The organism is Pseudomonas sp. S2_H10, assembly GCF_054668285.1.
In genome coordinates this window covers 4,831,126-4,852,434 of sequence record NZ_CP162754.1, presented here as the reverse complement: position 1 = coordinate 4,852,434, position 21,309 = coordinate 4,831,126, and the positions used below count along the sequence as shown (strand labels likewise).

The window sequence follows — 21,309 nt, the reverse complement described above, 5'->3', positions numbered from 1 at the left end:
CCATTTTAAGCAATAAAATCTCGATAAACACCCGCTCACGAGTATTCCTCTCAATTTTTTTCGACTGCTTGCCAACCTCCCCCCTCGCGGTTAGGGTTGAAGGCATGAAAACCTTTCACACCCTCATTCAGCTCCGCCAGCACCGCAGCCTGTGCCTCGTCAGCGCACGACTGCCGGGCTGAATCGTGGTGCCTCGTCCCAAGCGTTTCCCCAAGAACTTTTGATCCACCGGCAGGCCGCCTTTTTTCGGCCCACACAATAAGGATTTCCCGATGAGCATGCTCAAAGACCCGTCTTCGAAATACCGCGCGTTCCCGACCATCGACATTCCGGACCGCACCTGGCCATCGAAAACCATCACTGCCGCGCCAATCTGGTGCAGTTCCGACCTGCGCGACGGCAACCAGTCGCTGATCGAGCCGATGGACGCCGTAAAGAAGCTGCGCTTCTGGAAAACCCTGGTGCAGGTCGGCGTGAAGGAAATCGAAGCGTCGTTCCCGGCCGCCTCGCAAACCGACTTCGACTTCGTCCGTACCCTGATCGAAGGCAACCACATCCCGGACGACACCACCATCCAGGTGCTGACCCAGGGCCGTGAAGACCTGATCGAGCGCACCTTCGAATCCTTGCGCGGTGCGAAGAAAGCCATCGTTCACCTGTATAACGCGACCTCCCCTTCCTTCCGCCGTATCGTCTTCAACCAGGACAAGGACGGGATCAAGGCCATCGCCGTGAACGCCGCCAAGCTGTTCGTCAAATACGCCGCCATGCAGCCGGACACCGAGTGGACCTTCGAATACTCGCCGGAAACCTTCAGCGCCACCGAGCTTGAGTTCGCCAAGGAAGTCTGCGACGCGGTGATCGAGGTCTGGAACCCGACGCCCGAGCACAAGATGATCCTCAACCTGCCGGCCACCGTTGAATGCGCGACCCCGAACATCTACGCCGACCAGATCGAATGGTTCGGCCGTCACATCAACCGTCGTGACAGCGTGATCATCAGCCTCCACACCCACAACGACCGTGGCACCGGCGTAGCTGCCACCGAATTGGGCCTGATGGCCGGCGCCGACCGTGTCGAAGGCTGCCTGTTCGGCAACGGCGAGCGTACCGGTAACGTCGACCTCGTGACCGTGGCGTTGAACCTCTACACCCAGGGCGTGCACCCTGAGCTGGACTTCTCCGACATCGACGGCGTGCGCAAAGTCGTCGAAGAGTGCAACCAGATCCAGGTGCACCCACGCCACCCATACGTCGGCGACCTGGTGCACACCGCGTTCTCCGGCTCGCACCAGGATGCGATCCGCAAGGGCTTCGCCCAGCAGAAATCCGATGCATTGTGGGAAGTGCCATACCTGCCGATCGACCCGGCCGACATCGGCCGCAGCTACGAGGCGGTCATCCGCGTCAACAGCCAGTCGGGCAAGGGTGGTATCGCCTATCTCCTGGAACAGGAATACGGCATCAGCCTGCCGCGTCGCATGCAGATCGAATTCAGCCAGGTCGTGCAGCGTGAGACCGACCGCCTCGGCCTGGAAATGACCGCCCAGCAAATCCACGCACTGCTGCACAGTGAGTACTTGCAGGCCAACACCCCGTACGCGCTGGTCAGCCATCGCCTGCAGGAAGAAAACGGTCACAGCGCCGTCGAAGTGGAAGTGGCCAGCAAAGGCCAGGGCGAGACCAACCTGCACTGGCGCGGCAAAGGCAACGGCGCCCTCGAAGCGCTGGTGGCCGGCCTGCCGATTCCGGTGGAAATCATGGACTACAACGAACACGCCATCGGCGCGGGCACCAATGCCAAGGCCGCGGCCTACATTGAACTGCGCGTGAACGGTGAACGTGCGGTGCATGGCGTCGGCATCGACGAAAACATCACCACCGCCAGCTTCAAGGCCCTGTTCAGTGCGCTGAACCGTTCGTTGAGCCAGCCGGAAGCCAAAGCGGCGTAAACCACCGCTGAAATGCAAAAGGCCCCGGGGTGTGAACCTCGGGGCCTTTTTTTGCCTGCTTGTTTTATGTTGTCTGAACCGGCCCCTTCGCGGGCAAGCCCGCTCCCACAGTTGACCGTTGCGAACACAAATTTTGTGTACACCCACATACCCTGTGGGAGCGGCGGTGCGGCGATCCGACTTGCCCGCGAAGAGGCCCTGTCAGGTGCCGAAAATACTAGGTGAACTCGAAAGTGTCAGCATCCAGATTCGCCGGAAATCTGGTGCGATACGCCGCCAGCTCTGCCGCATCCAGCACCACCTTGAACACCCCGTCAGCCTCGCCCGCACTGAGCAGCGTCTCACCCTGGAAATCCAGCACCTGGCTGTCACCGGTATAGGCAAAGCCCTTACCATCAGTCCCGATGCGATTGACCGCTGCCACATAACACAGGTTCTCGATCGCCCGCGCAGGCAGCAAACGGTTCCAGTGCTGGCGTCGTGCACCCGGCCAGTTCGCCGTGTACAACAGCAGGTCAGTGTCCTGAGCGTCGCGACTCCACACCGGGAAGCGCAAGTCGTAGCAAATCAGCGGCCGTACACGCCAGCCCTTGAGCTCGAACTGCACCTGGCGTTCGCCGGGGGTGTAGTGGTTATGCTCACCGGCCATGCGGAACAGGTGACGCTTGTCGTAGTGCAGCACCTCGCCATCCGGGCGCGCCCACAGCAGGCGATTACGATGACTGCCGTCGGCGGCCTGGACGATCACACTCCCGGTAATCACCGCATCAAGCCTCGAAGCCTGAGCCCGTAGCCATTTGCTGGTGGGACCGTTTTCCGCTTCGGCGAGGGACTCGGACTCCATGGAAAAACCGGTGGTGAACATTTCCGGCAGAATGATCAGGTCGGCGCCGCGAGCCTGCTCCAGCAACGACTCGAAATGCTCCAGATTGGCCTGACGGTCGTGCCAGGCCAGCGTGGTCTGGATCAGCGCCACATCCAGATTGGGCAATGCACTCAGATCACGCATAGCTTTTCCGCTGCTTCACGCAGGGTCTCCTCACGCTTGGCAAAACACAGCCGCACCAGACGCTGGCCTTCGGGCGGCGTCTGGTAGAACACCGAGATCGGGATACTGGCCACGCCATGTTCGCGAGTCATCCACAGGGCCATCTCGACATCGTTGAGGTCCGGGCGGATCTGCGAGTAATCGACCAACTGGAAATAGGTGCCGGTCACCCGGGTGAAGCTGAAACGCGACGGCGCCAGCAGATCGCAGAACAGGTCGCGCTTGGCCTGATAGAAAGCCGGCAGCTCTTCGACGTGCTCAGGGTGCTCGGCCATGAAATCGGCCAAGGCATATTGCAGCGGTGTTACACCGCAGAAATTGACGTACTGGTGCACCTTGCGCAATTCCGCCGTCAGGGCCGGTGGCGCGACCACGTAGCCGGTTTTCCAGCCGGTGACGTGGTAGGTCTTGCCGAACGAGCTGACCACGAATGCACGCTGATACAGCTCCTCATGCGCCAGCACGCTGACGTGGGGCACGCCGTCATACACCAGGTGTTCGTAGACTTCGTCGCTGATCACATAGATGTCGCGATCACGGATCAAGGCCGCCAACTGGTCGAGCTCGGCACGGCTGATCAGCGCACCACTGGGGTTGTGCGGGGTGTTGATAATGATCATCCGCGTGCGCGGGCTGAGTGCCTGGGCAAGCTTCTCGAAGTCGATACTGAAGTCGTTCAGGCCCAGTTGCACATGCACGCAACGACCGCCGGCCAGCTCTACCGAGGGCTCGTAGCTGTCGTAGGCCGGGTCAAACACGATGACTTCGTCACCGCTGTGGATAACCGCCTGAATGGCACAGAAAATCGCCTCGGTCGCGCCGGGGGTGACCGTCACCTCGGTATCCACATCCACCTGCACGCCATAGCTGCGGGCGATCTTCAGCGCAATCTGCTGACGCAACACCGGCAGGCCGGTCATTGGCGAATATTGGTTATGGCCGCTGGCGATATGCCGGCCGACCGCATCGCACAGGGCCTGCGGGGCCGCGAAATCGGGAAAACCCTGGGACAGATTGAGCGCGCCGGTCTGTGCCGCGAGCTGAGACATCTGCGTGAAGATAGTGATGCCGACATTCGGCAGCTTGCTGGTGATCATCGGTGGTTCCCTGCTCTACACCCGGCTCTACGGCGGCGCGGGGGAGTCCGAGAATAGCCCAAACGGAGCCCATAAAAAAAGGGCGCATAAAGCGCCCTTTCTGGAACCCGATCCTGTGGGAGCGTGGCTTGCCCGCGATGGCCACGCTGCGGTGTAACAGGAACACCGCGCAATCGTTCATCGCGGGCAAGCCCGCTCCCACAGGAGTCGAGCAAGCCGTAGATCAGCGCTTGTCACGACGCTTCTTGTCGGCCTTCTTGTGGTGCGACATCAAGCGACGCTTCTTGTTGACCTGACGGTCGGTGAGCGAGTTCTTGTTGCCTTCGTACGGGTTCTCGCCGCCCTTGAACTCGATGCGGATCGGCGTACCGACCAGCTTCAGCACACGGCGGTAAGTGTTTTCCAGATAGCGCACATACGACTTCGGCACTTTCTCGATCTGGTTGCCGTGGATCACGATGATCGGCGGGTTCGCACCACCCAAGTGGGCATAGCGCAGCTTGATCCGGCGGTTGTTGACCATCGGTGGCGCGTGCTCGCCAACGGCGTCTTCGAGGATCTGGGTCAGACGGTTGGTCGGCCAGCGGGTGACCGCGGACTTGAACGAGTTCTGTACGGAGGCATAGAGGTTGCCCACGCCAGTGCCGTGCAGCGCCGAGATGAAGTGGATGTCGGCGTAGTCGACAAAGAACAGACGACGTTGCAGCTCGACCTTCACGAAGTCGCGCTCGCTCGGCGTCATGCCGTCCCACTTGTTGATCGCGATGACCAACGCACGACCCGACTCAATGGCGAAGCCCAGCAGGTTGAGGTCGTGATCCACCACGCCTTCGCGGGCGTCCATCACGAAGATCACCACGTTGGCGTCTTTGATCGCCTGCAGGGTTTTGACCACGGAGAACTTTTCGACTTCTTCGTGGATCTTGCCGCGCTTGCGCACACCGGCGGTGTCGATCAGCGTGTACTTCTCGTCGTTACGCTCGAACGGGATGTAGATACTGTCGCGGGTGGTGCCGGGCTGGTCGTAGACGATGACCCGGTCTTCGCCGAGCATGCGGTTGACCAGGGTCGACTTGCCGACGTTCGGACGGCCGATGATCGCAATCTTGATCCCGTCTTTTTCGCTTGGACCAGGAATGCGCTTGGCTTCCTCGCCTTCGGCGACGTCTTCTTCCTCGCCTTCTTCCGGCTCTTCTTCGTCTTTCGGGAATTCGCTCAGGGCGATTTCCAGCATCTGGGTGATGCCACGACCATGAGCGCCAGCGATCGGGATCGCGTGTCCCATGCCCAACGGAGCGAATTCGGCGCGGGCCATTTCAGGGTCGATGTTGTCGACCTTGTTGGCAACCACGTAGGAACGCTTGTTACGTTTGCGCAAATGCTCGGCGATCATCTGGTCGGCGGCGGTAAAACCGGCCTTGGCATCTACCAGGAACAGCACAACATCCGCTTCTTCAATGGCCAGCAGCGATTGCTCGGCCATTTTTTCGTCCATACCGTGCTCGTCACCGGAGATACCACCGGTGTCGACCAGAATGTAGGAACGCCCTTGCCACTTGGCCTCACCGTACTGGCGATCACGGGTCAGACCGGACAAGTCGCCGACGATGGCGTCGCGAGTCCTGGTCAGGCGGTTGAACAAGGTGGACTTGCCGACGTTTGGTCGGCCCACCAGGGCGATTACGGGAACCATGCGGCTCTCCACTTCGTTATTTCAGAAAATACAAAAGCCGCTGCGAGGCAGCGGCTGGTGCTCGGGGCAATCACTGTGTGCTTTTCTGTGGGAGCGAGCCTGCTCGCGAAAAACGCCAGGGCAGCGCGTTTATTTAGGACGCCAGCGTCATCGTTGGCGTCCATCGCGAGCATGCTCGCTCCTACAGTTGTACAAACAGTGAAGCCGCTTGGGGGTTAAACCCCAAGCATAGTTGTTACTTGATGGTCAGGGCTTCCAGTTTGCCGCTGTTGCCATATACATAAATCGTGTCGCCCACCACCAGCGGACGGGCACGCAGGCCGTCGCTGTCGATGCGCTCACGGCCAACGAAACGGCCGTCCACCTGACTCAGCAGGTGCAGGTAACCTTCCAGGTCACCGACTGCAACGTAGCTGGAGAACACTTCCGGGGCCGACAGTTGACGGCGGGCCAGCGAATCGTTGCTCCACAAGGCTGTGGTGGAACGCTCGTCGACGCCTTCAACGGTACCCGAAGACAGGCTTACGTAAACGGTGCCAAAACCCTGGGCAACACCGGCGTAGCTGGAAGCATCACGCTGCCAGAGCTGGCGGCCGCTTTGCAGGTCCAGAGCGGCAACGCGCCCCTGATAGCTGGCGACATACAGGGTCTCGCCCGACAGCAGCAAGCCACCGTCGATATCGACCACGCGCTCCAGTTCCGAACGACCTTGCGGGATCGCTACGCGCTGTTCCCATACCGGCACGCCGTTGGTGATGTCCACGGCAACCACTTTACCGGTCGACAGGCCAGCCACCGCGAGGCGGTTGGTCACGATCGGCGCACTGGTACCACGCAGGGTCAGTACCGCAGGCGTGCTGTCATAGATCCAGCGACGGTCACCGGTGGCGGCATCCAGGCCGATCAGACGATCGTCCTGGGTCTGAACCACCACGACGTCACCGTTGTTGGCTGGCGGCGCCAGTACTTCGCTGGACACGCGAGCGCGCCACTTTTCTTCACCGTTGATCGCGTCCAGGGCAACGATTTCACCCTTGATCGTACCAATGGTGACCAGACCGTAAGCAACGCCAACGGCGCCGGAGACAGGCAGCTCGAGGTCTTTCTTCCATTTGACGTCGCCGGTGTGGCGGTCCATCGCCATCAACACGCCAGTGACGTCGGCGGCATAGATGGTATCGCCATCGATGGCCGGAACCAGCATGTTGTAGGTTTCGCCCTGACCGTCACCGATCGAACGACTCCACTGCTTTTGCAGAACCACTTCTTCCTTGAAGTCGACCAGCTCGGCCGGTGGCAGTTCTTTTTTGCTGTTGCTGCTGCAACCCGCGGCCAACAAGGCCAGGGCCAGCAATGCTGCATGTTTCCAACGAATCACGTCACGCATCCCCTTTGGCCAGGTCGTCCAGCTTGATTTGCAGGCCACCGACCGCCGCTTCATCCGACAGTGCCGCCTTGGCTTTTTGATACGCCGCGCTCGCTTCTTCGGTACGGCCCAACTGCACCAGCAGGTCGCCCTTGAGCTCTTCGCGAGTGGCCAGGAATGCCTTGTCGGCATCGCCTTCGAGCAGTTTCAGCGCTTCGTCGGCCTTGTTCTGCGCGCCGAGCACCTGAGCCAGACGCTGACGGGCGATTTCGCCCAGCGCCGGGTTGGCCGGTTTGGCGACAATGGCTTTGAGCTCGCTGGCTGCGTCGTCCAGCTTGCCGCTGTCGACCGCGACCTTGGCCACGAACAGGCTGCCGTACTGCGCGTAGGCGCTGCCGCCGAACTCGCTGTTGAGCTTGCCGGCCAGGTCCGAAACACGGGCCGCATCAGGCTTGCCGTCAGGCGTCAGCGTGGTTTCGAGCAATTGCTGATAGAGAATCGAGGCGCCTTGCGACTGATTGCTCTGATACTTGTGGAACGCCTGCCAGCCGAACACGATGACCAGCGCCAACAGGCCGCCAGTCACCAGGGGCTTGCCGTTGCGTGACCACCACTCCTTGAAATCCGCCAGCTGTTCGTCTTCGGTACTCGACACCCCAATACTCCTTAATCGCTAATTCGGCTGTTTAGACAGCTTCAACCCTGCACGACGCAGGTGGCCAGGTGCGCTGCAAGCGCATCCCAGGCAATGCTTTGTTGTTCGCCCTGGCCACGCAGGGGTTTGAAACCTACCACTTGCTGGGCCATTTCGTCGTCACCGAGGATCAGCGCGTACAGCGCACCGCTCTTGTCGGCCTTCTTGAACTGGCTTTTGAAACTGCCGGCGCCGGCGTTCACTTGCAGGCGCAGGTTGGGCAACTGGTCACGCACGCGCTCCGCCAGGGTCAGGCCGGCGAGTTCGGCGGCTTCACCGAAGGCGCAGAGATAGACATCAACCTGGCGCGAAATTTCTTCCGGGATCTGCTCCAGGGTTTCCAGCAGCAGCACCAGGCGTTCGATGCCCATCGCGAAGCCTACGCCCGCGGTCGGCTTGCCGCCCATCTGCTCGACCAGACCGTCGTAACGGCCGCCAGCGCAGACGGTGCCCTGGGCGCCGAGCTTGTCGGTGACCCATTCGAAAACGGTCTTGCTGTAGTAATCCAGCCCGCGCACCAGCTTCGGGTTGATCACGTAAGGAATGCCGGCGGCGTCCAGGCGAGCCTTGAGGCCCTCGAAGTGCACGCGGGATTCTTCGTCGAGGTAGTCGGCCATTTTCGGCGCATCGACCAGAATCGCCTGGGTCTCGGCGTTCTTGGTGTCCAGGACGCGCAGCGGGTTGGTCTTCAGGCGGCGCTGGCTGTCTTCGTCCAGCTTGTCCAGGTGTTGCGACAGGAACTCGACCAGTGCTTCGCGATAACGACCACGGGACTCGCTGGTACCCAGACTGTTGAGCTCGAGTTTCACCGCATCGCGGATGCCCAGCTCGCCCCACAGGCGCCAGGTCAGCACGATTAGCTCGGCGTCGATGTCCGGACCGTCGAGGTTGAACACTTCGACACCGATCTGGTGGAACTGGCGATAACGGCCTTTCTGCGGGCGCTCGTGACGGAACATCGGGCCGATGTACCAGAGCTTCTGCACCTGGCCACCGCCGGTGATGCCGTGCTCCAGCACTGCGCGCACACAGGCCGCCGTGCCTTCAGGGCGCAGGGTCAGGGAGTCGCCGTTGCGGTCGTCGAAGGTGTACATCTCTTTTTCGACGATGTCGGTCACTTCACCGATCGAACGCTTGAACAGTTCGGTGAACTCGACGATCGGCATGCGGATCTGCTTGTAACCGTAGTTATCCAGCAGACGCGAAACGGTGCCTTCGAAATGACGCCACAAGGGGGTCTGTTCGGGCAGGATGTCGTTCATGCCACGAATGGCTTGCAATGACTTGCTCACAAAATTTCCTTAATTCGTTCGATCAGCCGCGCGCAATAACGGCAGCGTCAGCTTCGACCTTTTCGGCCGCTTTCTGGCGGATCAAGCGTTCAAGCTCATCCACCAGATTGTCATTCGTCAGTTTCTGCGACGGCTTGCCGTCGATGTAAATCAGGTTCGGCGTACCGCCGGTCAAGCCGATATGGGCTTCCTTGGCTTCACCCGGGCCGTTGACCACGCAGCCGATGACCGCGACATCCAGCGGTACCAGCAAATCTTCGAGGCGCCCTTCCAGCTCGTTCATGGTCTTGACCACATCGAAGTTCTGCCGCGAGCAGCTCGGGCAGGCGATGAAGTTGATGCCACGGGAACGCAGGTGCAGGGATTTGAGAATGTCGTAGCCGACTTTCACTTCCTCGACCGGGTCGGCCGCCAACGAGATGCGGATAGTATCGCCAATCCCTTCGGCGAGCAGCATACCGAGGCCCACGGCGGATTTCACCGTGCCTGAACGTAAACCACCGGCTTCGGTGATGCCCAGGTGCAGCGGCTGGACGATTTCCTTGGCCAGCAGGCGGTACGCTTCAACGGCCATGAACACGTCGGAAGCTTTCACGCTGACCTTGAAGTCCTGGAAGTTCAGGCGCTCGAGGTGCTCGACGTGACGCAAGGCAGACTCGACCAGCGCAGCCGGGGTCGGCTCGCCGTACTTCTTTTGCAGGTCTTTTTCCAGGGAACCGGCGTTCACGCCGATGCGGATCGGGATGCCGCGGTCGCGGGCGGCATCGACCACCGCGCGCACACGGTCTTCGCGACCGATGTTGCCCGGGTTGATCCGCAGGCAGTCAACGCCCAGTTCGGCTACGCGCAATGCGATCCTGTAGTCGAAATGGATGTCGGCAACCAGGGGGACTTTGACCAGTTGCTTGATCTTGCCAAAGGCTTCGGCGGCGTCCATGTCCGGTACGGAAATCCGCACGATATCGACGCCGGCCGCTTCCAGGCGATTGATTTGCGCGACAGTGGCCGCGACATCGTTGGTGTCGCTGTTGGTCATGCTCTGCACAGCGATAGGCGCATCGCCGCCAACAGGCACGTTACCGACCCAGATCTTGCGGGATTCGCGACGTTTGATTGGAGATTCGCCGTGCATGACTTATTGACCCAACTTCAGGCGAGCAGTCTCGCCACTGGTGAACGGAGCGACATCGACCGGTTGGCCGTTATAGCTGACCTGAGCGCCGCGGGCAAAACCCAGACGTACGGCGAACGGTGGCTTGCCATTGACTGCCAGGCTGTCGCCTTTGCGCTTGAGACCGCTGAACAGCACCTTGCCGCCACCGTCGGTCACTTGTGTCCAGCAATCGGCGGTGAACTGCACCTGGACCTGGCCTTGACCGGCCACTGGCGCGGTTACCGCCGGAGCAGGCGCGACAGGCGCAACCGGGGCAGTCACCACCGGGGCCGGAACGGCAGGAGCTGCCGGGGCCGCAGCTGCCGGGGTCACCGGCGCGGCGTTGTGAGCAGGCGCGGCCGGAGCAACCGGCGTTGCAGGGGTGACGGGTGCGGTCGCCTGAGCCTCTGCCGGCGCTTCAGCCGGAGTCTCGGCCTGTGGCAGCGCGAGGGCGGTGCTGCCTTCGGTCTGACCTTCCACGACGGCCTGGTCTTCCGGCTCGTCCAGCGGATGAATCTGCGTCGTACCGTCGGCGCCTTCGACTTCAACGTGCTCCGGAGCCAGGCCGATCAGGTCCTTGGTGCGCATCGACGTCTGATCCTGCCACCAGACAAAACCGCCGCCAATCACCGCGACCAGCAACAGCAGGCTGACGATACGCAAAATGGTATGGGAAACCCGCACCGGCTCTTCGATACGGCCCAGGCTGTGAACACTGCTGCCCTGGGAATCGGTGCCGGTGGATTGATCGAATTGCTGGACCAGAACGGCCTGGTCCATGCCGAGCAATTTGGCATAGGCGCGAATGTAGCCGCGGGCAAAGGTATGCCCGGGTAGCTTGTCGAAAGCGCCGGCTTCCAGATTGCTCAGGGAAGTGGTGGTGAGGTTGAGCTTGAGAGCCACTTCGGCCAGCGACCAGCCATTGCTTTCGCGGGCCTGGCGCAAAGTCTCACCGGGGTTAACGCGATTCGCTGCTACAACTTCGGGATGCGCCGCTTTCATCATTGCTCCGACAGGTATTGCTGATATTCCGGCGTACCGGGATAGAGTCTTTTTAGTTGCAGGCCTTGGCTTGCGGCCTTGTCGCGATCTTCGAACACTTTTGCCAGCCGAATGCCGAGCAATAGACTACGTGCATTTTGTTCGGAGAGCTGGCTAAAACCGTCGTAATAGTCTCGCGCGGGCACATAATGCCTGTCTTCGTAAGACAACTCAGCCATTTCCAGCAATGCACGAGGTTGTCGCCGGTTCAGGCGCAGGGCTTTTTCCAGTTGCTCCCGGGCCAGCTCGCGCTGCCCCAGCATCGCAGCGGTCATGCCGAGGTTCTCGAACACCCGCGAACGCTCAGGATACAGCGTATCGGCAGCCGCTTGTTCAAAGCGCTCGTAGGCTTGCCTGTAACGTTCCTGCCCGAAAAGAAAACTGCCGTAGTTGTTGAGGATTCGCGCATCGGAGGGACGGGAGGACAGTGCCTTGCGAAAATGCTCGTCGGCCAGCTCAGGCTCCATCTCGGCCTGGAACACCAGCGCCAGCGCCGCGTTGGCATCAGGGTCGGAGCCATCGAGCTCCAGCGCTTTCTTCAGCGGAACCTTGGCGCGTTCGGTCATGCCTTGCTGCAAATACCCGATACCGAGTTGCACATACGCCCCGCGCGCTTCATCACGGCCCTTGCTGGTCTTCATCGGGTTGTAGTCACCCGAAAGCACGCAGCCAGCACACAGGCTGGCCAACAGCAAAAGCAGCGCAAAGCGCAGGGACATAGAGATCCTCTCTTAGTTGTTGTTCGCAGCGTTCGTCGCCAGATCGCTGTCGGCGTTCAATTCACGCACGGCGATGTAACGTTCGCTGCGACGGGTGCGATCCAGCACCTGTCCTACCAATTGACCACAGGCGGCGTCGATGTCTTCACCACGGGTGGTGCGGACGGTGACGTTGAAACCGGCATGATGCAGCTGATCCTGGAAACGACGAATGGCGTTGTTGCTCGGCCGCTCGTACCCGGAATGCGGGAACGGATTGAACGGGATCAGGTTGATCTTGCACGGGATGTTCTTGAGCAGCTCGATCATTTCCACGGCGTGCTCGACCTTGTCGTTCACGTCTTTGAGCAAGGTGTACTCGATTGTCAGCACGCGCTTTTCGCCCAGGGACGACATGTAGCGCTGGCACGACTCGAGCAGCATCTTAAGCGGATACTTCTTGTTGATCGGCACCAATTGGTTACGCAATGCGTCATTCGGTGCGTGCAGGGACAACGCCAGGGAGACGTCGATGTGCTTGGACAGCTCATCGATCATCGGCACCACGCCGGAAGTCGACAGGGTCACACGGCGCTTGGAAATGCCGTAGCCCAGGTCGTCCATCATCAAATGCATGGCCGCGACGACGTTGTCGAAGTTCAGCAGCGGCTCACCCATGCCCATCATCACCACGTTGGTGATGGCACGGTCGACGGTTGCCGGGACGCTGCCAAAGGATTTGTTGGCAATCCACACCTGGCCGATGACTTCGGCGGCGGTGAGGTTGCTGTTGAAGCCTTGCTTGCCGGTGGAGCAGAAACTGCAATCCAGGGCACAGCCTGCCTGGGACGAAACGCACAAGGTGCCGCGTTTGCCCTGGGGAATGTACACGGTCTCGACGCAGCTGCCGGACGCCACGCGCACCACCCACTTACGGGTGCCGTCGCTGGAGATGTCCTCGCTGACCACTTCCGGACCGCGAACTTCAGCAACAGCCTTGAGCTTTTCGCGCAAGGCCTTGCTGACGTTCGTCATGGCGTCGAAATCATCGACACCAAAGTGGTGAATCCATTTCATTACCTGACCGGCACGGAAACGCTTCTCCCCGATTGAGTCGAAGAATTTTTCCATTTCCAGCTGAGTCAGACCCAGCAGGTTGATTTTTACAGTCGATGTAGTCATGGATTCACCTTCACTCTTAAGCCAATGCTTAGCGAGTGGTTACTTCAGTAGCTGCGAAGAAGTACGAGATTTCGCGAGCGGCAGCGGCTTCGGAGTCCGAACCGTGTACGGCGTTGGCGTCGATGGAATCAGCGAAGTCAGCGCGGATGGTGCCGGCAGCAGCTTCTTTAGGGTTGGTAGCGCCCATCAGCTCACGGTTCAGAGCGATAGCGTTTTCGCCTTCCAGAACCTGAACGACAACCGGACCGGAGATCATGAAAGCAACCAGGTCGCCGAAGAAACCACGAGCGCTGTGCTCAGCGTAGAAGCCTTCAGCTTCGGCTTTGGACAGTTGCTTCAGTTTCGAAGCTACAACGCGCAGGCCAGCTTTTTCAAAACGAGTGGTGATCTCGCCGATCACGTTTTTAGCAACGGCGTCAGGCTTGATGATGGAGAAAGTACGTTGAACAGCCATGGTGTAACTCCAGAAACGGTAATTTACGAAAAATTAAACCCGCGAATTATACGCGGGTTCTCGGGTATTGCCTAACCTGCGGCGTGGCTCAGTCGCGTTCTTCGATCCAGTGGGCCTGAATGGCCTCCAGGATCTTTTCGCCACAATGCTCAGGCAAGTCGTCGAAATCGGGCAATTCCATTACCCATTTACGCAGATCGACGAAGTTGACCGACATAGGGTCCACGTCGGGCTTGCTTTCGGCCAGCTGGATCGCGATCTCCAGCACATCAGTCCACTTGAGTTTCATGACAATTCCTTGAATCAGTGCGGTGCTTCGGCTGCGTGGTTGAGCGAGTACTTTGGAATTTCGACGGTCAGGTCTTCGGTACCGACCTTGGCCTGGCAGCCCAGGCGGGACTCGCGCTCAAGACCCCAAGCCTTATCAAGGTAGTCTTCTTCCAGCTCGTCAGCCTCTTCCAGCGAGTCGAAACCCTCGCGGATGATGCAGTGGCAAGTGGTGCAGGCGCAGACGCCGCCGCAGGCACTTTCCATCTCGATGTGGTGTTCGTGGGCCAGTTCGAGGATGGAGGTACCGGTTTCGGCCTCAACAACCATGCCTTCAGGGCAGAACTTCTCGTGTGGCAGAAAAATGACCTGCGGCATCGTTATTCCTCAATCTCATTCAGGTTGCGGCCCGCCAGAGCGGCTTTCACGGTCGAATCCATACGACGGGCGGCAAAGGCATCGGTCACTTGCGACAGACGCTTGGTCTGTTGCTCGATGGCGAAACCATCGGTGCCTTTCATCAGTTCGGTCAGCTCCTGCACCTGCATGTCGATGACCATGCGCTCTTCGGCATCGAGCAGGCGCTCGCCATCGACCTCAAGAGCAGCCTGCACGGCCTCGACCAGACGCTGGGCATCGACCTGCTGCTCGCGCAATACGCGGGCAACCTTGTCGTCGTTGGCATGCTGGAACGAGTCCTTGAGCATCTTGGCGATTTCGCCGTCGGTCAGGCCGTAGGACGGCTTGACCTGGATGCTGGCCTCGACGCCCGAACCCAATTCGCGGGCGGAAACACTGAGCAGACCGTCGGCATCGACCTGGAAGGTCACGCGAATCTTCGCCGCACCGGCCACCATCGCCGGAATGCCGCGCAATTCGAAGCGTGCCAGGGAGCGGCAGTCGCTGATCAGCTCGCGCTCGCCCTGCAACACGTGGATCGCCATGGCCGACTGGCCGTCTTTATAAGTAGTGAAGTCCTGGGCGCGGGCAACGGGGATGGTGGTGTTGCGCGGAATCACCTTCTCCATCAGGCCGCCCATGGTTTCCAGCCCCAGGGACAACGGAATCACGTCCAGCAGCAGCAGTTCATCGCCATCGCGCTTGTTGCCCGCCAGGGTATCGGCCTGGATCGCGGCACCAATGGCCACCACTTGGTCCGGGTCGATTTCAGTCAGCGGCTGACGACCGAAGGCCTCTGCCACGGCTTCGCGAACACGCGGCACGCGGGTCGAACCGCCAACCATGACGACCGCATGCACGTCTTCCAGCTCGACACCGGAATCGCGAACAGCGCGACGGCAGGCTTTCAGGCTGCGCGCGACCATCGGCTCGATCAAAGCATCGAAGGCTTCGCGGGTCAGCTCGGCTTTCCAGTCGCCGTGGGCCACTTCGACCGACAGGGCATTGGTCAGCGCTTCCTTGGCCGCACAGGCGGTTTGCAGCAGTTGACGTTGCGCGCCCGGATCGAGATCGGCGGACAAACCGGCGCTCTCGATGATCCAGCCAGCAATGGCGTGGTCGAAGTCATCGCCGCCCAGGGCGCTGTCGCCACCGGTAGCCAACACTTCGAAGACACCGCCGGTCAGGCGCAGAATCGAAATATCGAAAGTACCGCCACCCAGGTCGTAAATCGCGACCAGGCCTTCGGCGTGCTGGTCCAGACCATAAGCCACGGCTGCCGCGGTCGGCTCGTTGAGCAAACGCAGCACGTTCAGACCGGCCAGCTTGGCCGCATCCTTGGTGGCTTGACGCTGAGCGTCGTCGAAATAGGCCGGAACCGTGATCACCGCGCCGACCAACTCGCCACCCAGGGTCGCTTCAGCGCGCTGACGCAGGACCTTGAGGATATCGGCAGAGACTTCGACCGGGCTTTTCGGGCCCTGGATCGTCTCGATGAACGGCATGTGCGACTCGCCACCGACAAAGCGGTACGGCAACTGATCACCCAACTGCTTGACGTCGGACAGACCACGACCCATCAAGCGCTTGACCGACAGCACGGTGTTCAAGGGATCGGTAGCGGCAGCCAGCTTGGCGGATTCGCCAACCTCGACGCGATCGGCGTGATAGCGCACGGCAGACGGCAGGATGACCCGCCCTTCTGCGTCGGCAAGCGGCTCGGAAAGACCACTGCGCAATGCAGCGACCAGCGAATTGGTAGTGCCCAAGTCGATCCCCACAGCCAGGCGACGCTGGTGCGGTTGAGGACTTTGGCCGGGTTCGGCGATCTGCAGTAGGGCCATCGTTATCAGGACTTATCTGTATATCAGGCGTGCGACCGGAGCGGCACTGGGTTAATCGTCGAGGCGCTCTTCTAACTGGCGCACTTCGTAGGTGAGCTTGTCGAGGAACTGCATGCGCCGCATCAGGCGTTCGGCCTTTTCGCGTTGCGCGGCATCGTTCCAGCAAGCTGCGAAGCTTTGGTTCAGTTCATCCTGGGCAGCCTTCAGGCGACGCTTGAAGACGGCAACGCCCTTGAGGTCGGCGCTGTCCTGCAGGTCTTCGAGCTCTTCACGCAGCTCCATCTGCTGCAGAAGAAACTCCGGATCATGCACCGTGACCTCCAGCGGCAGCTCGCCACCATTCAAGGCGAGCAGGTAACGCGCGCGCTTGGGTGGGTTCTTGAGCGTCTGGTAGGCCTCGTTGAGGCTCGCGGATTGCTCTAGCGCCAGCCGCTGCTCACGCTCGGAAGCGTCGGCAAAGCGGTCCGGATGAACACTGCGCGCCAACTCACGGTAGCGCGTAGCCAACTGGTCGAGGTCCAGATCGAAACTCGGTTGCAGCTCAAATAAAGCGAAATGACAAGGAGTTCCCACGACAAGCCTCAGATGTTGAAGCTTTCGCCGCAGCCACATTCACCGCGTACGTTGGGGTTGTTGAACTTGAAGCCTTCGTTCAACCCTTCCTTGACGAAATCGAGCTCGGTGCCGTCCAGGTAGGCCAGGCTCTTCGGGTCGATGATCACTTTTTCGCCGTGACTCTCGAACACCTGATCCTCTGCAACCACCTCGTCGACAAACTCCAGCACGTAGGCAAGGCCGGAACAGCCCGTGGTGCGAACACCCAGACGAATCCCTTCACCTTTGCCGCGCCCGTCGAGGGAGCGCCGCACGTGTCGAGCAGCCGCTTCTGTCATGCTGATAGCCATCGGTGACTCCTTACTCGTCGCCAAAACTCGAAAATCAGATCAAGCCTTTCTTCTGCTTGTAGTCGCGAACGGCCGCTTTGATAGCGTCTTCAGCGAGCACGGAGCAGTGAATTTTCACTGGCGGCAGGGCCAGTTCTTCAGCCAGCTGAGTGTTCTTGATGGTTTCCGCTTCGTCCAGGGTCTTGCCCTTCATCCACTCGGTGGCGAGGGAGCTGGAGGCGATAGCCGAACCGCAGCCGTAGGTCTTGAACTTGGCATCTTCGATGATGCCGGCGTCGTTGACCTTGATCTGCAGGCGCATCACGTCGCCGCACGCCGGCGCGCCGACCATGCCGGTGCCGACATCAGGATCTTCCGCGTCCATCTTGCCGACGTTGCGCGGGTTTTCGTAGTGGTCGATGACCTTTTCGCTGTAAGCCATGATTCTCAATCCTCACTCATCAGGGCCGCTCTTGAGACCCTGCAGTTGCGCTGCGTTTACCGCCGCGCTGCTACAGGACCCGTATCCGGCGGCTTCTATAGTTAGTGTGCCGCCCACTCGATCTTCGAGATATCGACGCCGTCTTTGTACATGTCCCACAGCGGCGACAAAGCGCGCAGCTTGGTAACGGCCTCGCAGACTTTCTGCGCGGCGTAATCGATTTCTTCTTCGGTGGTGAAGCGGCCGAAGGTGAAGCGGATCGAGCTGTGTGCCAGTTCGTCGTTGCGGCCCAGGGCGCGCAGTACGTACGAAGGCTCCAGGGACGCCGAGGTGCAGGCCGAACCGGACGACACCGCCAGATCCTTGAGTGCCATGATCAGCGACTCGCCTTCAACGTAGTTGAAGCTCAGGTTCAGGTTGTGCGGAACGCGGGCGGTCAGGCTGCCGTTGACGTACAGCTCTTCCAGGTGCTCGACCTGCTTGTAGAAACGGTCGCTCAAGGCCTTGATGCGCACGTTCTCGGCAGCCATGTCTTCCTTGGCTACGCGGAACGCTTCACCCATGCCGACGATCTGGTGAGTGGCCAGGGTACCGGAACGCATGCCGCGCTCGTGACCGCCACCGTGCATGGTCGCTTCGATACGTACGCGCGGCTTGCGGCTTACGTACAGGGCGCCGATGCCTTTAGGACCGTAGGTCTTGTGGGCAGAGAAGGACATCATGTCGACTTTCAGCTTCTGCAGGTCGATTTCGACCTTGCCGGTGGACTGAGCGGCGTCGACGTGGAACAGGATGCCTTTGGAACGCAGCAGCTCGCCGATCGCAGCGATGTCGTTGACGGTGCCGATTTCGTTGTTCACGTGCATGACCGAAACCAGGATGGTGTCGTCGCGCAGTTCGGCTTCGATCATCTCAGGGGTCACCAGGCCGTCGGTACGAGGCTCGATGTAGGTCACTTCAAAACCTTCACGCTCCAGTTGGCGCATGGTGTCGAGGACAGCCTTGTGCTCAATCTTGGTGGTGATCAGGTGCTTGCCTTTGGTGGCATAGAAATGTGCCGCACCCTTGATTGCCAGGTTGTCGGATTCGGTGGCACCGGAGGTCCAGACGATTTCGCGCGGATCGGCGTTGACCAGATCGGCCACCTGACGACGGGCGTTTTCAACGGACTCTTCAGCTTTCCAGCCGAACACGTGGGAACGGGACGCCGGGTTACCGAAGTTTCCGTCGACCAGCAGGCATTCACTCATCTTTTGCGCGACACGCGGATCAACCGGGGTAGTCGCAGAGTAATCAAGGTAAATCGGCAATTTCATGGACTATCTCCTAAATCAGGCTGGCTGGCGTGCCGTTAGCTCTGTGGCTGTCATTCGACGGCGGACGCTTCAATCTTGTCCAGGCGTGGCGCCTTGCTGTTGCAACGGCGTTGATCCTGACGCTGGGCTACTTCTTGCACCTCACGGCGAGTCACAAGGTCAGCCAAGCTGATACCGCTCAGAAATTCGTGGATCTGCAGGCTCAGGTCGCACCACAAGTGGTGAGTCAGGCAAGTGTCGCCTTGATGGCAATCACCCTGGCCCTGGCATTTGGTGGCATCGACCGATTCGTTCACCGCATCGATCACCTGGGCGACCTGGATGCCCTGCATGTCGCGGGACAACTGGTAGCCGCCGCCTGGACCGCGAACGCTGGACACCAGGTTGCTGCGGCGCAATTTGGCGAAAAGCTGTTCGAGGTAGGACAGGGAGATGCCTTGGCGCTCGGAGATATCGGCCAGGGACACGGGCCCGTGCTGCGCGTGCAACGCCAGGTCAAGCATGGCGGTCACGGCGTATCGGCCTTTTGTAGTCAGTCGCATGGACAATTACCACGGAGTTCGGAATGGGGCGAGTATGCAATTCCCGAGTATTTAAGTCAACTATAAGACCTAGTACTTTAGTCAGGATTACCCGCAAAAGAGCGGGCGCATCATAGCAAAGGCTGGGTGTGAACAGCCAGTAGTACCGAGTTATCGTTCATCGCGGGCAAGCCACGCTCCCACAGGGCCTCGGCTGAAACACAGATTGTGTGAACACCGAAAATCCCTGTGGGAGCGGGCTTGCCCGCGATGGGGCGACTCGGTCTAGCTGGCCTGGCTCTGATCCTTGTCCTTCACACAGGCGAAGTCTTCTTCGCGCAGCTCAGGCAGATCTTTCGCACAGTAATTGCTGCCCAGATCCTTCAATGCCCCGCACACCCCCTCCAGCCGCCCATCGACCGCCTGCAGATGATCGAGCAATTGATTGATGGCACGCGCCACCGGGTCCGGCATGTCTTCGGTCACGCCGTAGGCATCAAAACCGATCTTCTCGGCCATGGCCTTGCGCTTGGCATCCTGCTCTTCGTCGGGCTTGACGATGATCCGCCCCGGAATGCCCACCACAGTGGCGCCCGGCGGCACTTCCTTGGTCACGACGGCATTGGAACCGACCTTGGCCCCGGCACCGACGGTGAACGGACCGAGCACCTTGGCGCCCGCCCCGACCACGACACCATCACCCAGGGTCGGGTGACGCTTGCCCTTGTTCCAGCTGGTGCCACCCAGGGTCACGCCCTGATAAATGGTCACGTCATCGCCGATTTCGGCGGTTTCACCAATGACAATGCCCATGCCATGGTCGATGAAAAAACGACGACCGACCTTGGCACCCGGATGGATCTCGATCCCGGTCAACCAGCGACCGAAGTTCGACACCAGCCGCGCCAGCCATTTCAACTCATTGCGCCACAGCATCCCCGCCAGACGATGAATCCAGATGGCGTGCATGCCCGGGTAGCAGGTCAGTACTTCAAAAGCGTTACGCGCCGCCGGGTCTCGGTGGAATACGCTCTGGATATCTTCACGCAAACGCTCGAACATCATTAATCCTTCCGCTTTAGAAGCTCACCACGGGCCGCTTTCTGGGTTTCCGTGAGGATGCCACGCAATATATTCATTTCCGCCCGGCTGACCGAGCTGCGTCCGTACAACCGGCGCAGGCGCGCCATCAAGTGCCGCGGCTTTTCCGGATCGAGGAACTCGATGGCCACCAGGGTCTGCTCCAGGTGCTCATAGAATCGTTCCAGCTCGTCCATGGTCGCAAGCTCAGCGCTTTTGACCGAAGCCACTTCTTCCTTCTCGACCTTGCTCGGCTGGCCTTGGGCAGCGAGCCAGGACATGCGCACTTCATAACCCAACACCTGCACCGCTGCCCCAAGGTTCAGCGAACTGAACTCAGGGTCTGAGGGGATGTGCACGTGATAATGACATCGCTGCAGCTCTTCGTTGGTCAGGCCGGAATCTTCACGACCGAACACCAGGGCAATCTCCGCACCCTGCCCGGCTTCCTCGACCACTTTGGTACCGCACTCGCGGGGATCGAGCAGCGGCCAGGGAATCCGCCGGTCGCGGGCGCTGGTGCCGAGCACCAGGTTGCAGCCGACCAGGGCATCTTCCAAAGTGGCGACGACTTGCGCGTTTTCAAGGATATCCCCGGCACCAGAAGCACGGGCATCGGCCTCGTGGTGCGGGAACAGACGAGGTTCGACCAGCACCAGCCGCGACAGGCCCATGTTCTTCATGGCACGCGCAGCCCCGCCGATATTGCCCGGATGACTGGTATTGACCAGGACGACACGAATGTTTTGCAGCAAGGGAGGCGCTCTCGAACACGATAATCGGGAGCGGAATCTTACAGCTCATCCTACCGTTAAGCCATGAAAGCGAACGTCGTCCTTCTCCTGTAGAAACTTTCTGATAGAATGCCCGGCTTTCTTTAACAACC

The 21,309-nt window shown here is 60.2% G+C and carries 22 protein-coding genes; 1 reads left to right on the top strand and 21 read right to left on the bottom strand.

Annotated elements, in window-relative coordinates; genetic code table 11:
• Nucleotides 1-272: 272 nt before the first annotated feature.
• The gene (gene leuA / locus AB4O16_RS21760) at nucleotides 273-1,952 is read left to right on the top strand and encodes a 2-isopropylmalate synthase (RefSeq protein WP_160390242.1); all 1,680 of its coding nucleotides are present in this window, start codon (nucleotides 273-275) and stop codon (nucleotides 1,950-1,952) included.
• A 217-nt stretch (nucleotides 1,953-2,169) separates the two neighbouring features.
• Here leuA and AB4O16_RS21755 read toward each other — a convergent pair whose 3' ends face one another.
• The 21 genes from AB4O16_RS21755 to trmJ all read right to left on the bottom strand — a co-directional run bounded on the left by AB4O16_RS21755 (nucleotide 2,170) and on the right by trmJ (nucleotide 21,178).
• On the bottom strand, nucleotides 2,170-2,961 hold the full coding sequence (locus AB4O16_RS21755; RefSeq protein WP_460155773.1) for an amidohydrolase: 792 nt from the start codon (nucleotides 2,959-2,961) through the stop codon (nucleotides 2,170-2,172).
• Entirely contained in the window at nucleotides 2,949-4,097 is a 1,149-nt protein-coding gene (locus tag AB4O16_RS21750) for a pyridoxal phosphate-dependent aminotransferase (RefSeq protein ID WP_160390244.1), read from the bottom strand. The genes AB4O16_RS21755 and AB4O16_RS21750 overlap by 13 nt, the downstream gene beginning before the upstream one ends.
• A 223-nt stretch (nucleotides 4,098-4,320) precedes the next feature.
• The gene (gene der / locus AB4O16_RS21745; protein WP_160390245.1) at nucleotides 4,321-5,790 is read right to left on the bottom strand and encodes a ribosome biogenesis GTPase Der; all 1,470 of its coding nucleotides are present in this window, start codon (nucleotides 5,788-5,790) and stop codon (nucleotides 4,321-4,323) included.
• Nucleotides 5,791-6,025: 235 nt separating this feature from the next.
• Entirely contained in the window at nucleotides 6,026-7,177 is a 1,152-nt protein-coding gene (gene bamB / locus AB4O16_RS21740) for an outer membrane protein assembly factor BamB (RefSeq protein WP_160390246.1), read from the bottom strand.
• Entirely contained in the window at nucleotides 7,170-7,811 is a 642-nt protein-coding gene (locus AB4O16_RS21735) for a YfgM family protein (RefSeq protein WP_160390247.1), read from the bottom strand. The genes bamB and AB4O16_RS21735 overlap by 8 nt, the downstream gene beginning before the upstream one ends.
• Nucleotides 7,812-7,852: 41 nt before the next feature.
• Nucleotides 7,853-9,142, bottom strand: a complete 1,290-nt coding sequence (gene hisS / locus AB4O16_RS21730; protein WP_160390248.1) for a histidine--tRNA ligase — start codon at nucleotides 9,140-9,142, stop codon at nucleotides 7,853-7,855.
• Between the two features lie 22 nt (nucleotides 9,143-9,164).
• A complete protein-coding gene (ispG, locus tag AB4O16_RS21725) occupies nucleotides 9,165-10,274 on the bottom strand; it encodes a flavodoxin-dependent (E)-4-hydroxy-3-methylbut-2-enyl-diphosphate synthase (protein WP_007944259.1) in 1,110 nt (369 codons plus the stop codon).
• Nucleotides 10,275-10,277: 3 nt separating this feature from the next.
• Nucleotides 10,278-11,297 (bottom strand): RodZ domain-containing protein, encoded by a 1,020-nt coding sequence (locus tag AB4O16_RS21720; protein WP_460155772.1) that lies wholly within the window; start codon nucleotides 11,295-11,297, stop codon nucleotides 10,278-10,280.
• Nucleotides 11,297-12,055, bottom strand: a complete 759-nt coding sequence (gene pilW / locus AB4O16_RS21715; RefSeq protein ID WP_160390250.1) for a type IV pilus biogenesis/stability protein PilW — start codon at nucleotides 12,053-12,055, stop codon at nucleotides 11,297-11,299. The genes AB4O16_RS21720 and pilW overlap by 1 nt, the downstream gene beginning before the upstream one ends.
• Before the next feature lie 12 nt (nucleotides 12,056-12,067).
• A complete protein-coding gene (gene rlmN / locus AB4O16_RS21710; RefSeq protein ID WP_460155771.1) occupies nucleotides 12,068-13,216 on the bottom strand; it encodes a dual-specificity RNA methyltransferase RlmN in 1,149 nt (382 codons plus the stop codon).
• Nucleotides 13,217-13,244: 28 nt separating this feature from the next.
• Nucleotides 13,245-13,670: a nucleoside-diphosphate kinase gene (gene ndk / locus AB4O16_RS21705; protein WP_007916882.1), complete on the bottom strand. Its 426-nt coding sequence runs from the start codon at nucleotides 13,668-13,670 to the stop codon at nucleotides 13,245-13,247.
• An 88-nt stretch (nucleotides 13,671-13,758) separates the two neighbouring features.
• Entirely contained in the window at nucleotides 13,759-13,959 is a 201-nt protein-coding gene (gene iscX, locus AB4O16_RS21700) for a Fe-S cluster assembly protein IscX (protein WP_102699123.1), read from the bottom strand.
• Nucleotides 13,960-13,973: 14 nt separating this feature from the next.
• Nucleotides 13,974-14,315 (bottom strand): ISC system 2Fe-2S type ferredoxin, encoded by a 342-nt coding sequence (fdx, locus tag AB4O16_RS21695; protein WP_060543107.1) that lies wholly within the window; start codon nucleotides 14,313-14,315, stop codon nucleotides 13,974-13,976.
• A gap of 2 nt (nucleotides 14,316-14,317) precedes the next feature.
• Entirely contained in the window at nucleotides 14,318-16,180 is a 1,863-nt protein-coding gene (gene hscA, locus AB4O16_RS21690; RefSeq protein WP_460155770.1) for a Fe-S protein assembly chaperone HscA, read from the bottom strand.
• 51 nt (nucleotides 16,181-16,231) lie between these two features.
• Nucleotides 16,232-16,753 (bottom strand): co-chaperone HscB, encoded by a 522-nt coding sequence (gene hscB / locus AB4O16_RS21685; RefSeq protein ID WP_110660597.1) that lies wholly within the window; start codon nucleotides 16,751-16,753, stop codon nucleotides 16,232-16,234.
• An 8-nt stretch (nucleotides 16,754-16,761) separates the two neighbouring features.
• Entirely contained in the window at nucleotides 16,762-17,085 is a 324-nt protein-coding gene (gene iscA, locus AB4O16_RS21680) for an iron-sulfur cluster assembly protein IscA (protein WP_003227904.1), read from the bottom strand.
• Between the two features lie 34 nt (nucleotides 17,086-17,119).
• Nucleotides 17,120-17,506 (bottom strand): Fe-S cluster assembly scaffold IscU, encoded by a 387-nt coding sequence (iscU, locus tag AB4O16_RS21675; RefSeq protein WP_007974006.1) that lies wholly within the window; start codon nucleotides 17,504-17,506, stop codon nucleotides 17,120-17,122.
• Between the two features lie 101 nt (nucleotides 17,507-17,607).
• The gene (locus AB4O16_RS21670) at nucleotides 17,608-18,822 is read right to left on the bottom strand and encodes an IscS subfamily cysteine desulfurase (RefSeq protein ID WP_034150842.1); all 1,215 of its coding nucleotides are present in this window, start codon (nucleotides 18,820-18,822) and stop codon (nucleotides 17,608-17,610) included.
• 50 nt (nucleotides 18,823-18,872) lie between these two features.
• Nucleotides 18,873-19,364, bottom strand: a complete 492-nt coding sequence (gene iscR / locus AB4O16_RS21665; protein WP_007903581.1) for a Fe-S cluster assembly transcriptional regulator IscR — start codon at nucleotides 19,362-19,364, stop codon at nucleotides 18,873-18,875.
• A 264-nt stretch (nucleotides 19,365-19,628) separates the two neighbouring features.
• Nucleotides 19,629-20,405, bottom strand: coding sequence for a serine O-acetyltransferase (gene cysE, locus AB4O16_RS21660; protein ID WP_460155769.1), 777 nt, complete (start codon nucleotides 20,403-20,405; stop codon nucleotides 19,629-19,631).
• A 2-nt stretch (nucleotides 20,406-20,407) separates the two neighbouring features.
• A complete protein-coding gene (trmJ, locus tag AB4O16_RS21655) occupies nucleotides 20,408-21,178 on the bottom strand; it encodes a tRNA (cytosine(32)/uridine(32)-2'-O)-methyltransferase TrmJ (protein WP_103394285.1) in 771 nt (256 codons plus the stop codon).
• Nucleotides 21,179-21,309: the final 131 nt, after the last annotated feature.

Bases quoted from the DNA above. Each gene is read 5' to 3' on its own strand.
- leuA (WP_160390242.1), top strand. From the start codon at position 273: ATGAGCATGCTCAAAGACCCGTCTTCGAAATACCGCGCGTTCCCGACC.
- AB4O16_RS21755 (WP_460155773.1), bottom strand. From the start codon at position 2,961: ATGCGTGATCTGAGTGCATTGCCCAATCTGGATGTGGCGCTGATCCAG.
- AB4O16_RS21750 (WP_160390244.1), bottom strand. From the start codon at position 4,097: ATGATCACCAGCAAGCTGCCGAATGTCGGCATCACTATCTTCACGCAG.
- der (WP_160390245.1), bottom strand. From the start codon at position 5,790: ATGGTTCCCGTAATCGCCCTGGTGGGCCGACCAAACGTCGGCAAGTCC.
- bamB (WP_160390246.1), bottom strand. From the start codon at position 7,177: ATGCGTGACGTGATTCGTTGGAAACATGCAGCATTGCTGGCCCTGGCC.
- ispG (WP_007944259.1), bottom strand. From the start codon at position 10,274: ATGCACGGCGAATCTCCAATCAAACGTCGCGAATCCCGCAAGATCTGG.
- AB4O16_RS21720 (WP_460155772.1), bottom strand. From the start codon at position 11,297: ATGAAAGCGGCGCATCCCGAAGTTGTAGCAGCGAATCGCGTTAACCCC.
- pilW (WP_160390250.1), bottom strand. From the start codon at position 12,055: ATGTCCCTGCGCTTTGCGCTGCTTTTGCTGTTGGCCAGCCTGTGTGCT.
- rlmN (WP_460155771.1), bottom strand. From the start codon at position 13,216: ATGACTACATCGACTGTAAAAATCAACCTGCTGGGTCTGACTCAGCTG.
- ndk (WP_007916882.1), bottom strand. From the start codon at position 13,670: ATGGCTGTTCAACGTACTTTCTCCATCATCAAGCCTGACGCCGTTGCT.
- iscX (WP_102699123.1), bottom strand. From the start codon at position 13,959: ATGAAACTCAAGTGGACTGATGTGCTGGAGATCGCGATCCAGCTGGCC.
- fdx (WP_060543107.1), bottom strand. From the start codon at position 14,315: ATGCCGCAGGTCATTTTTCTGCCACACGAGAAGTTCTGCCCTGAAGGC.
- hscA (WP_460155770.1), bottom strand. From the start codon at position 16,180: ATGGCCCTACTGCAGATCGCCGAACCCGGCCAAAGTCCTCAACCGCAC.
- iscA (WP_003227904.1), bottom strand. From the start codon at position 17,085: ATGGCTATCAGCATGACAGAAGCGGCTGCTCGACACGTGCGGCGCTCC.
- iscU (WP_007974006.1), bottom strand. From the start codon at position 17,506: ATGGCTTACAGCGAAAAGGTCATCGACCACTACGAAAACCCGCGCAAC.
- AB4O16_RS21670 (WP_034150842.1), bottom strand. From the start codon at position 18,822: ATGAAATTGCCGATTTACCTTGATTACTCTGCGACTACCCCGGTTGAT.
- iscR (WP_007903581.1), bottom strand. From the start codon at position 19,364: ATGCGACTGACTACAAAAGGCCGATACGCCGTGACCGCCATGCTTGAC.
- cysE (WP_460155769.1), bottom strand. From the start codon at position 20,405: ATGTTCGAGCGTTTGCGTGAAGATATCCAGAGCGTATTCCACCGAGAC.